Source organism: Micromonospora sp. H33, from assembly GCF_052068455.1.
Classification (GTDB): Bacteria; Actinomycetota; Actinomycetes; order Mycobacteriales; family Micromonosporaceae; genus Micromonospora.
The window spans coordinates 174,505-188,911 of sequence record NZ_JBQHDE010000009.1; the positions used below are offsets into that span (position 1 = coordinate 174,505).

13 protein-coding genes are annotated in these 14,407 nt (G+C 73.4%); 4 read left to right on the top strand and 9 right to left on the bottom strand.

The genetic code is table 11. The annotated features are described in order from the left end of the window. Positions 1-75: 75 nt before the first annotated feature. The 6 genes from ACTMS0_RS20485 to ACTMS0_RS20510 all read right to left on the bottom strand — a co-directional run bounded on the left by ACTMS0_RS20485 (position 76) and on the right by ACTMS0_RS20510 (position 5,874). Positions 76-507, bottom strand: coding sequence for an MmcQ/YjbR family DNA-binding protein (locus tag ACTMS0_RS20485; RefSeq protein WP_441156838.1), 432 nt, complete (start codon positions 505-507; stop codon positions 76-78). Positions 508-516: 9 nt separating this feature from the next. Next, a complete protein-coding gene (locus ACTMS0_RS20490; RefSeq protein WP_441156839.1) occupies positions 517-1,785 on the bottom strand; it encodes an MFS transporter in 1,269 nt (422 codons plus the stop codon). A 35-nt stretch (positions 1,786-1,820) separates the two neighbouring features. Continuing rightward, complete coding sequence (gene dinB, locus ACTMS0_RS20495) at positions 1,821-3,008, bottom strand: DNA polymerase IV (RefSeq protein WP_441156840.1); 1,188 nt, start codon at positions 3,006-3,008, stop codon at positions 1,821-1,823. A gap of 64 nt (positions 3,009-3,072) precedes the next feature. Beyond that, entirely contained in the window at positions 3,073-3,519 is a 447-nt protein-coding gene (locus ACTMS0_RS20500; RefSeq protein ID WP_441156841.1) for an SRPBCC family protein, read from the bottom strand. A 208-nt stretch (positions 3,520-3,727) separates the two neighbouring features. Next, positions 3,728-4,249, bottom strand: a complete 522-nt coding sequence (locus ACTMS0_RS20505) for a GNAT family N-acetyltransferase (RefSeq protein ID WP_441156842.1) — start codon at positions 4,247-4,249, stop codon at positions 3,728-3,730. 50 nt (positions 4,250-4,299) lie between these two features. Then, positions 4,300-5,874, bottom strand: coding sequence for an FMN-binding glutamate synthase family protein (locus ACTMS0_RS20510; protein ID WP_441156843.1), 1,575 nt, complete (start codon positions 5,872-5,874; stop codon positions 4,300-4,302). A gap of 139 nt (positions 5,875-6,013) precedes the next feature. Between ACTMS0_RS20510 and aceB the strand changes: the two genes are divergently transcribed. From aceB to ACTMS0_RS20530, 4 genes are read left to right on the top strand one after another with little or no spacing between them, the layout of a single operon-like run. Next, complete coding sequence (gene aceB / locus ACTMS0_RS20515; RefSeq protein ID WP_441156844.1) at positions 6,014-7,597, top strand: malate synthase A; 1,584 nt, start codon at positions 6,014-6,016, stop codon at positions 7,595-7,597. 26 nt (positions 7,598-7,623) lie between these two features. Next, positions 7,624-9,090, top strand: a complete 1,467-nt coding sequence (locus ACTMS0_RS20520; RefSeq protein WP_441156845.1) for an FAD-linked oxidase C-terminal domain-containing protein — start codon at positions 7,624-7,626, stop codon at positions 9,088-9,090. After that, a complete protein-coding gene (locus tag ACTMS0_RS20525) occupies positions 9,090-10,337 on the top strand; it encodes an FAD-binding oxidoreductase (protein WP_441156846.1) in 1,248 nt (415 codons plus the stop codon). The genes ACTMS0_RS20520 and ACTMS0_RS20525 overlap by 1 nt, the downstream gene beginning before the upstream one ends. 1 nt (position 10,338) lies before the next feature. Further along, on the top strand, positions 10,339-11,742 hold the full coding sequence (locus ACTMS0_RS20530; protein WP_441156847.1) for a (Fe-S)-binding protein: 1,404 nt from the start codon (positions 10,339-10,341) through the stop codon (positions 11,740-11,742). A gap of 18 nt (positions 11,743-11,760) precedes the next feature. Here the strand turns inward: ACTMS0_RS20530 and ACTMS0_RS20535 are convergent, their stop codons facing one another. The 3 genes from ACTMS0_RS20535 to ACTMS0_RS20545 form a co-directional block, all read right to left on the bottom strand. Beyond that, positions 11,761-12,327 (bottom strand): hypothetical protein, encoded by a 567-nt coding sequence (locus ACTMS0_RS20535; RefSeq protein ID WP_441156848.1) that lies wholly within the window; start codon positions 12,325-12,327, stop codon positions 11,761-11,763. A 142-nt stretch (positions 12,328-12,469) separates the two neighbouring features. Further along, positions 12,470-13,453 (bottom strand): hypothetical protein, encoded by a 984-nt coding sequence (locus ACTMS0_RS20540; protein WP_441156849.1) that lies wholly within the window; start codon positions 13,451-13,453, stop codon positions 12,470-12,472. Between the two features lie 284 nt (positions 13,454-13,737). Continuing rightward, positions 13,738-14,361 (bottom strand): TetR/AcrR family transcriptional regulator, encoded by a 624-nt coding sequence (locus ACTMS0_RS20545; RefSeq protein ID WP_441156850.1) that lies wholly within the window; start codon positions 14,359-14,361, stop codon positions 13,738-13,740. Positions 14,362-14,407: the final 46 nt, after the last annotated feature.

Genomic DNA, 14,407 nt, shown 5'->3' on the forward strand with positions numbered 1-14,407 from the left:
CCAGCCGCCTGACGGCGTACGCGGCGTGACCGACCGCCGTCGCGGGCGCCCCGATCGGAGCCGCCACCCGCTACGTCACCGGCTAGAGCCGCCTGGGGAGGCCGGCGGCGCGACCCGGGCGACGAGCTTCCGGGGCGCCAGGCGGCAGTAGCTCTCGGTGAGCAGTTCGGCCAACTCGTCCCAGTCGAAACCGTCGTCGACGACCAGCCCCAGGACGTCGGCGCCCCAGCCGGGCTTGAAGAACGGGTGGCCGCCGGCGACCAGCGCCTGGATCTCGTCCACCGGTGACCGGAACGTCAGGACGCAGACCGGCTCGTCGGTCCCGACCGCCCGCGCGTACGACATCTGGTGGTCGGGGTCGACGGTGAGCACGTGGGCGAAGGTGCGCTTGCGCACGCGCCAGCGCACGCCCACCCAGGCCGGCTCCTCGTACGCCTCCGGCAGGCCGAGACAGATCGGGCGCAGCCGGTCGAGAAGCTCGGGCGGGACATCCCCAGGTCCGGTCACGCCCGCACGTTAACCCGTACCTCCGACACCGCCTCGGCGCGGCGAGCCGACCCGGTCCCGGCGGAGGACGGTCACCAGCACGCCCAGCGCGACCGCCTGGACCGTCGCGGTCACCGCGACGAGCAGCGGAACGGACGTCTCGTACAGCCCGCCGGTCAGCGCACCACCCGCGGCGGCGGCGACGCCGACCACCGCGCCGAACACTCCGTACGCCGTGGCCCGCCGGCCCGGCCCCACGAGATCCGCGACCGTGGCCTTCAACGTGGACTCCTGCACGCCCAGCACGGCACCCCACACCAGCACGCCGGCCACCGCCGGCCCGACCGTGGGGGAGAAGGCGAGCGCGGGAACGGCGGCGGCCACGACCGGCAGCACGACCAGGACCCGGGCGCCGTACCGGTCGTACGCCCACCCGGTGGCGATGGCGGCCACCGCGTCGACGACCATCGCGGCCGCGTAGAGCACCGGCACCGCCGCCGCGGGCAGCAGGTCCGCCGCCACCAGGTGGAAGGAGAGCACGCCGAACGTGGCGAACCCGGTCATGGTCAGCCCCGCGAAGGCGGCATACACCCAGAACCTGCCCGGCAGCCGGCTCGCCGCCCCCGGCGTCGCCCGGTCCCGCTGTCGCGGCTGCTCGGCGGGCCGGCCGGTCTCGTAACGGGCCGGGTGCGGGACCCGCACCCGCAACCACGCCAGGACGGTGAGGGTGAGCGCTCCCGGCACCGCGAGCGCGAGCAGGGCCGGGCCGTAGTCGCCGCCGCTCGCCGCCAGCACGGCGGCCACCGCCAGCGGCCCCGCCAGCGCTCCCGCCTGGTCCAGCGCCTCGTGCGCCGCGAAGCCGCGACCGCGACCGGTCACGGCGGCGGCGTGGGAGAGCAACGTGTCCTTCGCCGGCTGGCGGACGGCCTTCCCGACCCGTTCGGCGATGATCAGCGCCCCGGCGACCCAGACGACCGAGGCGAGACCCAGCAACGGGACACTGACGACGGTGAGCCCGTACCCGGCGACCGCCCACGCCCAGAAGCGGCCGGTACGGTCCGCCAGCGGCCCGGACACCAGCCGCAGCACCAGCGCGGACGCCTCGCCCACGCCGGTGATGACGCCCACCGTGAGTGCGCTCGCCCCCAGGTCGGCCAGGAGCGGCCCGGTGATCGACCGGGCGCCCTCGTAGACGACGTCGGCGAGCATCGCCACCACGCCGAACCAGAGCACGAACCGCCACGCCGACAGGGGCGGACGGGCGGGTCCGGTGTCGGCGGGTCCGGCCGGTGGCGGCATGCCCTCAGTCTGCCGCCCGGCGCGCCGGCCGACGGTCAGTCGGGCAGGAGCGGCATCTCCACTCCGGGATCGCGGCCGAGCAGCGTCGCCCGGGTCAGCGCAGCCGAGCCGAAGCGGCTGCGCACCGCGTCCACCGCGGCGTCCAGGTCGGCTCCCGGGTCGCGGTCGAACGGCAGCGCCGGCTGCACCGGGGCGTCGTCCAGGTTGCCGACCGAGACGCCGATCAGCGTGACGCCCCGTCGCTCGATCTCCGGCAGCGCCGCGCGCAGCAGCGCCCGCGCGGTGGCCAGCAGCGGTGCCGTGTCGGCCGTCGCCTTGCCGATCGTGTGCGAGCGGGTCGCCCGCGTGTAGTCGGCGAAGCGCAGCCGCAGCATCACCGTACGGCCCGAACGGGCGGCGGACCGCATCCGGCGGGTCACCCGGTCCACCAGGCCGGCGAGGATCGCGTCCAGGTCGGCGGGGGAGTGCGGACCACGCCCGAGGGCGTGCTGCGCGCCCATCGACGACCGCCGCCGCCCCACCTGCACCGGTCGCGGGTCGCGGTTGTGCGCCAGCGCCTGCAGGTGCCGGCCGGCCCCCGCGCCGAGCAACGTCACCAGCGTCGCCTCCCCGAGCCGGGCGACCTGGCCGACGGTGCGGATGCCCCGCTCGCGCAGCTTCGCCGCGGTCACCGGGCCCACGCCCCACAGCCGCTCGACCGGCAGCGGGTGCAGGAACGCCAGTTCCTGCCCGGGTGGGACGACCAGCAGCCCGTCAGGTTTGGCGACGCCGCTGGCCACCTTGGCGAGGAACTTCGTCCGGGCGACGCCGACCGTGATCGGCAGCCCGACCTGCTCGCGGACCTCCCGGCGCAGTCGGACCGCGATGTCGGCCGGCGGACCGACCAGCCGGCGCAGGCCGCCCACCTCGAGGAACGCCTCGTCGACCGAGAGCCCCTCGACCAGCGGCGTCGTGCGCCGGAAGATCTCGAACACCGCGCGGCTGGCCGCCGTGTACGCCGCCATCCGTGGCGGCACCACGACCGCGTCGGGGCAGAGCCGGCGTGCCTGGCGGCCGTTCATCGCGCTGCGGACGCCCCGCGCCTTGGCCTCGTAGCTGCAGGCGAGCACCACGCCACCGCCGACGATGACCGGCCGGCCGCGCAGGCGGGGGTCGTCCCGCTGCTCGACCGACGCGTAGAACGCGTCCAGGTCGGCGTGCAGGACGGTGGCCTCGGTCGACACGGACACATGTTCGCACACCTGTTCGGAAAGTCGTACTGACCTGCCCGAACGGTGTCGGGGTCGGTCAGGCTTCCGCCCGCTCCAGCAGTGCCTTGAGTCGCGCCAGGTCCTTCCGGTTGGCCCGACGCATCGCGCCGGCCAGCACCGGCGCGGCGATCGACGCGAAGCCGCTCGGCTCGCCCCGGTTGCGCAGCGTCATGCGGGTACGCCGCGCGTCCAGCGGCTCCCAGCGGTAGGTGGTCTCCATCGGGAACGGGCCCTCCGCCGTCCGCATCACCAACCGATCGTCGGACACCAGCTCGACGATCTCGTACGTGTAGGCCAGCCGCCGGCCGAGGAAGTGCGCCACGAACGCCACCCGGGAGCCGACCCGCAGCGGCGGGGGCGTCCGCCACTCCACGGACGTGATGTTCACGTACCAGGCCGGAGCGTTCGTCGGGTCGCCCGCGAACGCCGCCACCTCGGCGACCGGGCGGTCGATCACGACCTCCGACACCACGTCCACCGCCACGGGGACCTCCCGACAGCCAGCGCCCGGAACCTCCAGACGTCCGTCCAGTCTCCCAGGACGGCCGGGACCGGGTGGGGCGGGAGCCGTGACGACCGGCCGGCCGGGCGACCCGACCGTGCCGCGCAACCACTCTCGCAGGCCGACGTCCGGATGTCGGGGCCGGGCCCACGCGTCCGGAAGGCGCGCCGAAGTGCCGGAGCCGCGCCGACTACAGGTCGGCGAACGGCGCCGCGTACGCGAACTCGCCCTTGATGGTGTCGCGCCAGGCCGTCAGCGGACGGGCCTGGAAGTGGGCACCCCACGCCGGCACCGGCGGGGTGACGCCCAGGTCGACCGCGGGCCGGAACCCGAACCGCGGGTAGTAGTCCAGGTGGCCGAGGAGCACCGCGAGGGGCTCGTCGAGCGCGTCCGCGGCGCCCAGCACGGCGTGCATCAGCGCCGACCCGACGCCGCGCCGCTGCCAGGCCGGCAGCACACCGAGCGGCCCGATCCCCAGGGCGACCGGCTCGCCGTCGACGTGCCCACGGGTGGCCACCACGTGCCCCACCACCTGCCCGTCGACCACGGCGACGAGAGAGAGCGCCGGTAGCCAGCCGGCGTCGGCGCGCAGCGCGTCGACCAGGCCGGCCTCCACCGGTACGGCGTCCGGCCGCTGCGCGTCGGCGAAGGCGGCCGCGTGCACGGCGTGGATGGCGGCGACGTCGGCGGGGGACTCACGTCGGATCAGCACCGCGCCACCGTACGCGAGACCGGCCGGACGGCACCCGCGATATTTCCTGCTCAGCCCACGGCCGTCGGGGAGGGGGGCGCGCTGCCGCCCTGCGGCGCCTCGGCGGTCAACAGCCGGACGATCTCGGCCCGGTCGGCGGCGGACGGGAGCCCCCAGCCGGGGCGGTACGCGTACACCTCGTCCAGCGGGGTGGAGGCGGTACGGCCGTCGAGGACCTCGACCGAGCCCGTGTCGATCAGCCCGGGATGCTCGACGCCGCACGCCTCGGCGACCTTCATCAGGTCGCGCCGCAGGGTCCGGACGTAGTTGGCGGCCCGCACCGACTTGCGGGCCGGGTCGAGGCCCCGGGTCAGCCACGCGTTCTGGGTGGCGACGCCGGTGGGGCAGGTGTCGGTGTGGCACTTCTGGGCCTGGATGCAGCCGATGGCCAGCATGGCCTCCCGCCCGACGTTCACCATGTCGGCGCCGAGGGCGAACGCGACCACGGCGTTGTCCGGCAGGCCGAGCTTGCCCGCGCCGACGAAGACCACCCGCTCGTGCAGGTCCCGCTCGGCGAAGACCCGGTAGACCCGCGAGAAGCCCTGCTGGAACGGCAGCGACACCGAGTCGGTGAAGATCAGCGGCGCGGCGCCCGTGCCGCCCTCGCCGCCGTCGACCGTCACGAAGTCCACGCCGCGGCCGGTGTCGCGCATCAGCGTGGTCAGCTCCGCCCAGAACCCGAGGTCGCCGACGGCGGACTTGATGCCGACCGGCAGGCCGGTCTCGGCGGCGAGCAGTTCCACCCAGTCCAGGAGACTGTCGCAGTCGGAGAACTCGGCGTGCCGCGACGGGCTGACGCAGTCCCGGCCCGGAGGGATCCCGCGGGTCGCGGCGATCTCGGCGGACACCTTCGCCGCCGGCAGCAGGCCACCGAGACTCGGCTTCGCGCCCTGGCTGAGCTTGATCTCCAATGCCTTCACCGGCGCACCGGCGACCAGGTCCTTGAGCCGTTCGAGGCTGAACCGGCCGTGCTCGTCGCGGCAGCCGAAGTACGCGGTGCCGATCTGGAAGACCAGGTCACCACCCTTTCGGTGGTACGGCGACAGCCCGCCCTCGCCGGTGTTGTGCAGGCAGCCGGCCAGGGCCGCGCCCCGGTTCAGCGCCTCCACGGCGTTGCCGGAGAGCGAGCCGAAGCTCATGCCGGAGATGTTGACCACCGACTCCGGACGGAACGCGCGCGCCCGGCCCCGGGCGGCGCCGAGCACCTTCGCGCAGGGCAGCGTGACGTCGTGCCCGGCGGTGGGGGACGACGGCGGCACCGTACGGCCGAACGTGCGGTGCTTGATGATCGGGTACCCGGGGGTGTACTCGATGTCGTTGTCGGTGCCGAACCCGAAGTAGTTGTTCTCTTCCTTCGCCGACGCGTACACCCAGCGCCGCTGGTCGCGGGTGAACGGCCGCTCCTCGTTGTTGCCGGCCACGATGTACTGGCGCAGCTCGGGCCCGATGGACTCCAGCAGGTAGCGGGCGCGGCCGAGGACCGGGAAGTTGCGCAGCAGCGCGTGGTCGCGTTGGAGCAGGTCGCGTGCGGCGAGGGCCGCGACGGCGGCGACGGCGGCGGGTACGGCTCGACGGGCCCAGTTCATGCCCGCCACTCTTTCCGCGATGGTCGCCGGTCAAACGGGCCGGCGTCCCACCACTCGCGGTCCGTTGGTCCCGCAACTAGAGTCGACTCACCATCCCGTGGATCGATTCGACGGCATCCGCCACGGTGAGGAGCGCGCCATGGGTATGCCCGACGAGGTCGAGATCGCCGGTCCCCGGCACGACCGTTTTCAGGAGATCCTCACGCCGGAGGCGCTCGGCTTCCTCGCCGAACTGCACCGCGCCTTCGACGCCAGACGGCGTGAGCTGCTCGCCCGGCGCGCGGAACGGGAGGCCACGCTCGCCAACGGTGGCCTGCTGGACTTTCTGCCCGAGACCCGGCACGTCCGCGACGGCGACTGGCGGGTCGCGCCGCCGGCACCCGGGCTCGTCGACCGCCGGGTGGAGATCACCGGGCCGACCGACGCGAAGATGACGATCAACGCCCTCAACTCGGGCGCGAAGGTGTGGCTCGCCGACCACGAGGACGCCAACACACCCCTCTGGGAGAACATGATCGGTGGCCAGCTCGTCCTGCGCGACGCGATCGACCGGAGGCTCGCCTTCACCTCGCCGGAGGGCCGGCGCTACACGCTGAACGAGGGCGAGTTGGCGACCATCGTCGTCCGGCCGCGCGGCTGGCACCTCACCGAGAAGCACATCCTGGTCGACGGCGAGCGCACCTCGGGCAGCCTCGTCGACTTCGGCCTGTACTTCTTCCACTGCGCCGCGCGGCAGCTCGAGCGCGGCTCCGGTCCGTACTTCTACCTGCCGAAGATGGAGAGCCATCTGGAGGCCCGGCTCTGGAACGACGTCTTCCTGCTCGCCCAGGAGCGGCTCGGTATCCCCCGCGGCACGATCCGCGCGACCGTGCTGATCGAGACCTACCCGGCGGCGTTCGAGATGGAGGAGATCCTCTACGAACTGCGCGAGCACTCCGCCGGACTCAACGCCGGCCGGTGGGACTTCATGTTCAGCGTCATCAAGAAGTTCCGCACGCGGGGGCGGGACTTCCTGCTGCCCGACCGCAACGCGGTGACGATGACGGCCCCGTTCATGCGGGCGTACACCGAACTGCTGGTGCGGACCTGCCACAAGCGGGGCGCGCATGCCATCGGCGGGATGGCGGCCTTCATCCCGAGCCGCCGCGACCCGCGGGTGAACGAGACGGCCCTGGCGAAGGTCCGCGACGACAAGACCCGCGAGGCGGGCGACGGCTTCGACGGGTCCTGGGTGGCCCACCCCGACCTGGTGCCGATCTGCCGGGAGGTCTTCGACGGCGTCCTCGGCGACCGACCGCACCAGCTCGACCGGACCCGCGACGACGTGCGGGTCAGCGCGGCGCAACTGCTCGACGTGCGGAGCACACCCGGGCGGATGACCGAGGCGGGGCTGCGCAACGGCGTCAGCGTCGGCATCCAGTACCTGGCGAGCTGGCTGCGCGGCACCGGCGCGGTGGCCATCTTCAACCTGATGGAGGACGCTGCGACGGCCGAGATCTCCCGGTCGCAGGTGTGGCAGTGGCTGCACAACGGCGTCACCCTCGACGACACCGGCGACAAGGTCAGCCGCCAGCTCGTCGAGCGCCTCGCCGACGAGGAGCTGGCGAAGCTGCCGGGCGACCCGGCCGACTACGCCGAGGCGCGGGAGCTGTTCATGGAGGTGGCCGTGGCCGACGACTTCGTGGACTTCCTGACCCTGCCCGCGTACGAGCGGATGCCCTGATCCGAGAGCGCGACGGGAGGTCGGCGATGACCACGACGGACATCAGCAGCCTCGCCGCGCGACTGCGGGCGGCGCTCGGCGACCGGCAGGTGATCAGCGACCGGCAGGAGCTGCGCACCTACGAGTGCGACGGACTGGCCCAGTACAAGGTCGTTCCCGCGCTCGTCGCCCTGCCGCGCACCGCCGCCGAGTGCGCGGCGACCGTCCGGGCCTGTGCGGACGCCGGCGTGCCGTTCGTCGCGCGCGGCTCCGGCACCGGGCTGTCCGGCGGGGCGCTGCCGCACGCCGACGGGGTGCTCATCGTGACCTCGCAGATGCGCGCGATCCGGGAGATCGCCCCGCACGACGAGCGGGCCGTGGTCGAGCCGGGAGTGATCAATCTTCAGGTGACCAGGGCCGCGGCGCCGTACGGCTACCACTACGCGCCGGATCCGTCGAGTCAGCAGATCTGCTCGATCGGCGGCAACGTCGCGGAGAACTCGGGCGGCGCGCACTGCCTGAAGTACGGCTTCACCACCAACCACGTGACCGGGCTGGAGGTGGTCACCCCCGACGGCGACGTGGTCCGCCTGGGCGGCCGGGCGCCCGACGCGCCGGGCTACGACCTGCTCGGCGCCTTCGTCGGCTCGGAGGGGACGCTCGGCATCGCCACCGAGGTGACCGTACGGCTCACCCGGTCACCGGAGGCGGTGCGTACGCTGCTCGCCGCCTTCGCCACGACGGACCAGGCCGGGGCGGCGACCTCCGCGGTCATCGGCGCCGGGATGGTCCCCGCGGCGATCGAGATGATGGACGCGCTCGCCATCGAGGCCGCCGAGGCGGCTGTCCAGTGCGGCTATCCCGCCGGGGCGGGGGCGGTGCTGATCGTCGAACTCGACGGCCCGGCCGCCGAAGTCGACGCCCAGTTCGCCGACGTCGAGCGGCTCTGCCGCGACAACGGCGCCTTCGAGATCCGGATCGCCGCGGACGACGCCGAGCGGGCGCTGTTCTGGAAGGGCCGCAAGTCGGCGTTCGCCGCGGTCGGGCGGATCAGCCCCGACTACATCGTCCAGGACGGGGTCATCCCGCGCACCGCGCTGCCCGAGGTGCTGCGCCGCATCGCGGAGATCTCCGCGCAGCGCGGCGTCCGGGTGGCCAACGTCTTCCACGCCGGCGACGGCAACCTGCACCCGCTGGTGCTCTTCGACGACGGCGTCGAGGGCCAGGCCGAACAGGCGGAGGAGGTCTCCGGCGCGATCCTCGACCTCTGCATCGAACACGGCGGTTCGATCACCGGCGAGCACGGCGTCGGCATGGACAAGGCGAAGTTCATGCCGCGCATGTACACCGACGACGATCTGGACACGATGCAACTGCTCCGGTGCGCCTTCGACCCGCGCGGACTGGCCAACCCGGGCAAGGTCTTCCCGACCCCGCGGCTCTGCGGGGAGGTGCCGGGCCGGCGCAAGGGCGCGCACCCGGCGCAGGAGGCGGGCCTGGCGGAGGTGTTCTGATGTCCGACCGCGTCCTCGACGCCCTTCGCGCCGCGGCCGGCGCCGACGCCGTGCGGCCGGCCGGCGCCGGCGACGTCGTCTCCGGCGTCCAGCCCCGCTACCTCGCCATGCCCGGCTCCACCGAGGAGGCGGCCGCCCTGCTGCGTGCCGCCGCCGCGCACGAACTGGCCGTGGTCGTCGACGGTGGTGGCACCAAGCAGGACTGGGCGAATCCGCCGCGTCGGCTGGACCTGCTGCTCAGCACCCGCCGGCTCACCGGCGTGGTGGAACACGCGGCCGGGGACCTCGTGGTCGTCGTCCGGGCCGGCACCCCGCTGGCGGAACTGCGGGCCAAGCTGGCCCCCGCCGGCCAGCAGTTCGCCCTGGACGAGCCGATGCCGGGCGCGACCGTCGGCGGCACGGTGGCGGTCAGCACCAGCGGGCCCCGGCGGATGCTCTACGGCACGGTCCGCGACCTGCTGATCGGCGTCACGATGGTGCGCCCCGACGGGGTGGTGGCCCGCGCCGGCGGCAAGGTCGTGAAGAACGTCGCCGGGTACGACCTCGGCAAGCTCGTCGCCGGCTCGTACGGCACCCTCGGGCTGATCACCGAGTGCGCGTTCCGGTTGCACCCGCTGCCCGCCGCGAGCGCGTACGTGTGTCGCCGGGCCGAGGACGCCGCCGAGGCGGGCCGTCTCGCCGCCGCCGTGCTCGCGGCGCAGGTGGTACCGAGCGCACTCGAGGTCGACGCGGCGCCCGACGGCGGGGTGGAGGTCGCCGTGCTGCTGGAGGGAACGCCGAAGGGCGTGGGAGAGCGGGTCGCCGCCACCCGGCGGTTGCTCGGCGGGGGAACGGCCGCGGCCGCCCCGCCGCCGTGGTGGTCGGCTCTCCCGTGGCGGACGGGCGAGGTCGGGGTGAAGCTCACGGCGGCCCTCTCCGGCGTGCCGCGCCTGCTCGCGGCGGCCGGCGAGGCACGGCGCCGACACCAGGTCCCGCTGGCCATCCGCGGTTCCGCGGGTACCGGGGTGCTCTACGCCGGCCTGCCCGGTGCCGCGCGACCCGATGCGGTGGCCCGGCTCGTCGCGGACCTGCGCGCCGCGGCGGCGGCCGTCGCGGGCCACGCCGTCGTGCTCACCGCGCCGGCGGCGGTGCGCGAGCGGGTCGACCTGTGGGGGCCGGTGCCCGGGCTCAACCTGATGCGCCGGGTCAAGCGGCAGTTCGACCCGGACGGGCGCTTCGCTCCCGGCCGCTTCGTGGGAGGGATCTGAGGTGGCCGGTCACGTCCCGGCCCAGGGCGGCGTCGGACGGCCGCGGGGCAGCCGAGCGGAGAGCGCACCCCGGGACGTCCTGGGACCGGTCGCCGCCGCGCCGGGCGAACCGGCCTTCGACGACCACCACCCGCCCCGACGCGACCTGGTCAACGACTGCGTGCACTGCGGCTTCTGCCTGCCCATCTGCCCGACCTACCTGCTGTGGGGCGAGGAGATGGACTCGCCCCGGGGGCGGATCTACCTGATGAAGGAGGGGCTCGACGGCGAGCCGCTGACCGCGTCGATGGTCGAGCACTTCGACCGCTGCCTGGGCTGCATGGCCTGCGTCACCGCATGCCCGTCGGGCGTCCGGTACGACCGGCTCATCGAGGACACCCGCCAGCAGGTGGAACGCCGGCATTCCCGGTCCCGCCGGGAGCGGGCGCTGCGGGCCGCCGTCTTCGGCCTCTTCCCGTACCCGAAGCGGCTGCGCCTGCTGCGCGGCCCGCTGCGGGCGTACCAGGCGACCGGCCTGCGCCGGCTGGTGCGGCGCACCGGGCTGCTCCCGCGCCTGGCCCCGACGCTCGCCGCGCTCGAAGCGTTGGCCCCCCGGATCGGGCGGGCCGCCCGGACTCCCCGGCGGGTGCCCGCGCAGGGGGAGAAGCGGGCGACGGTCGGCATGCTCGCCGGCTGCGTGCAGCGCGCCTTCTTTCCCGACGTCAACGCGGCCACCGCGCGGGTCCTCGCCGCGGAGGGGTGCGAGGTGGTCGTCCTCGCGGACCGGCAGGGTTGCTGCGGCGCCCTGAGCATCCACAACGGACGTGAGGCCGAGGCGCGCCGCTTCGCCAGGGCGCTGATCGACGTCTTCTCCTCCGCCGGCATCGACTGGTTCGTCGTCAACGCCGCCGGGTGCGGATCGTCCCTGAAGGAGTACGGCGAGCTGCTCCGCGACGACCCCGAGTACGCCGAGCGGGCCGCGGCGTTCGCCGCGACGGTGCGCGACCTGTCCGAGGTGCTGGTCGAGCTGGGACCGGTCGCCCGGCGTCACCCGTTGCCGGTGACCGTCGCCTACCACGACGCCTGCCATCTGGCACACGCGCAGGGAGTGCGGGCGCAGCCGCGTGAGCTGCTGTGCGCCATTCCTGGGCTCGAGTTGCGGGAGATCGCCGACGCCGAGATCTGCTGCGGATCGGCCGGCGTCTGGAACGTGTTGAATCCGGAGCCGGCGGCGCAGCTGGGCGAGCGCAAGGCCCGCGACGTGCTCGCCGCCGGCGCCGACCTGCTCGTCACCGCCAACCCGGGCTGTCTCATGCAGATCGCGTCGGCGGTTCAGCGGCTCGGCGGCACCGTCGCCCTCGCCCACACCGCCCAGGTCCTCGACGCGTCGATCCGTGCCCGACCCGTCACCGACCTGCTGCGGTGAAAAGAGGGTGGCGTCCCGCTACTGCTGCGCGTTGAGAAATCCGACGGCGGTGGCGGTCCACCAGCCGGCTTGAGAGATCACCATGACCAGGGCCGCGGTCAGCAGAAGCCTGCGCGGTGGGATCTCTCCGTTCAGTTCCGCCAACCGCCGCTGCACCTGCCGCGCGCAGAGACCGTTGATCGCCACGGCCAGCACCGCGACGAGTTTGACCACGGTCAACGGCGCCGATGTGTCGGGCGCGAGGAGAACACCGCTGAGCGTCAGTCCGCCCAGGCCGAGCCAGATCGGCGCGTGGACGCCGCGCGCGACCTGCATGACGGTAGCCAGGGTTCGGCGTCGCAGCAGCCACATCAGAGCGAACCAGTCCAGGGTCAGCACCGCGCCGAAGCCCAGCACCAACGCGGCCAGATGGCCGAAGAGCGCCAACTGCCGGACGCCCTCGCTCGCCCCTACATGGGGGGCGCCAAGGAACATCGCCGTCCAGGCAACCACCAGCGCCAGTGGCAGAAGACAGGACGCGGCCCGGCGCCGGAGCCGGGAACGGCGCAACCGGGGGACGCGCGCGCTCCCATCCAGAGCTGTCATGGCAATCTCCGCAGTGTTGGGGATCCGGCCTACGGCGTGGCGGTCATCGACGCGTGCGTCGAACGGTGGTGGGTGGTGCCGGAACGGCGTGGGCGGGCCGTGTCCTGCCGCGGCCCGCCCACTCGGGTCGTCGGTCGCGCCGTCAGCGCTCGGCGATCCAACCGGTCATGATGCCCATGACGTCCTCGTGCGGATGGTCGGCGACGTAGCGGGCCGCGACCTCCAGGACATCGCCGCGACGGACGGTCGCGACCGGAGCGCCGATGCAGGGCGGTGCATCGGAGATCTCCTTGTTGCCGTGCTCGTCGATGAACTCCGGCGAACCACCCAGGACCACGGCGACTTCGCAGATTCGCTGACCCGTGGTGAGGTTGGTGGCCGTGATGGTCCTACCACCGTGGTGCAGGTGACCCTTCACGTAGACGACCTCACCGCTCACCGTCGACCTCCACCGCGCGGTTCGGGTGGTGTCTCCCGCGGGAACGTCGAAGGTGGGGTTGAGACAGCTCACCACGTCCAACCACATCGGGGTGACCGGCGTCAGTCGCCGCGCGGCCAGGCCGGTCACGTACGTGTACTCGATGGAGATGTAGACCGTCTTCTGCTCGTGGGCGTGGTTCATCAGGTCGTACACCATGCTCCAGCGGTCGCCCGAGTCGATCCGCATCCCGTACCCGGCGGGCAGGGTCACCGGGGTTCGTTCGTTCCCCGACGAGAACACGCGTTTCGGGCCCAGCCCGCCGAGGCGGCACACCAGGTCCGGCTCGCCGAACTGGCCGATCACGGCGTGGTGCAGCATCGGGCCGGTGTTGATGTTGGCGTTCCTGCCGTCCTCGTACACCAGGTTCGGCTTGATCGCCGTCACCATGCAGTCCGAGCACGGCTTCTCGACGTTCAACGCCAGCCGGTTCCCGGTGCTGCCCATCTCGTCGTGCGTGTGGCCGGTGGCGGCGGGAATCGTCCACGAACCGTACCGAATGGTCCTCGTCTCAGTCGCCGAGGCCTGCTGCTCGCCACCGTCCGCGGCGCTCGCCGCCGGGATGCCGCCGACAGTGGTGCCGGCGACCGCGGTGCCGGCGACCGCGACCGCGGCGGCCACCGTCAACGTCAGTCTGCGCAGAGACACGATGTCCTCCTTTTCTGGGCCGAACCCACTTCCAAAACACGCCCAAATATGGACGATTTTGGATAGTGACCGTTCAGTAACCTGACTCACCCAGGATGGCCAGCACCACGACGGATGTCAATGGATTCGAGGCGGTGCGGCTACCCGAAGTTCACGTCCTACGACGGGTCGGGTGGTCTGTGCGCGCCGTCGGGGCCCGCCAACGGCTCCGCCTACGGCTCTGCCAACGGCTCCGCCTACGGCTCTGCCAACGGCTCCGCCTACGGCTCTGCCAACGGCTCCGCCTACGGCCGGCCCTCGTCCACCGGCAATCCGTGATGGCGGGCGAGGGCCAGCAGGGCGACGCGTAGCTGCTGTACGGGCAGCGACGCCACCGGACCGTCGAACCAGCGCGCGATCGCGGTCCCGCCGACCACGCTGAGCATGAAGCGGGCGATCTCGTCGGCGACGGCCGGGCGGTCGGCGAGGCCGAAGACGTGGCCGAGTGAATCGGTGGCCCACTGCCGCAGGGCCAGCCGGTACTGCCCCAGCTCAGCGATGGCCGCGACACCGGTGCCCTGCTCCAGCATCCCGAGGTCGAGCAGCAGCCGTAGGTCGTGCGGGTGCTGCTCGAACGCGGCGGCGGCGCCGTCGAGGAACGCGGTGAGCCGCTCCTCCACCGTGTCACCGGCCGGGATCCCCGGGAGCGAGTCGACGAGGTACTGGCGGGCGCGCCGCAGCACGGCGAGGTAGATCCCGTCCTTGTTGCCGAAGTGCCAGTAGATCGAGCTGGCCGGTGACCCGGAGGCGGCGGAGATCTTCGAAATGGAGGTACCGGCGTAGCCGAGCCGCGCCATCAGTGCCGTGGCGGCGTCGAGGATCGCTTCGCGGGATGGCACCTCGGCACCGTGGAGGGCGGCGTCCTGCATGGCGTCCAGCGTAGGGCCCACCGCCGCCGGTCGCGACGCCCGGTTG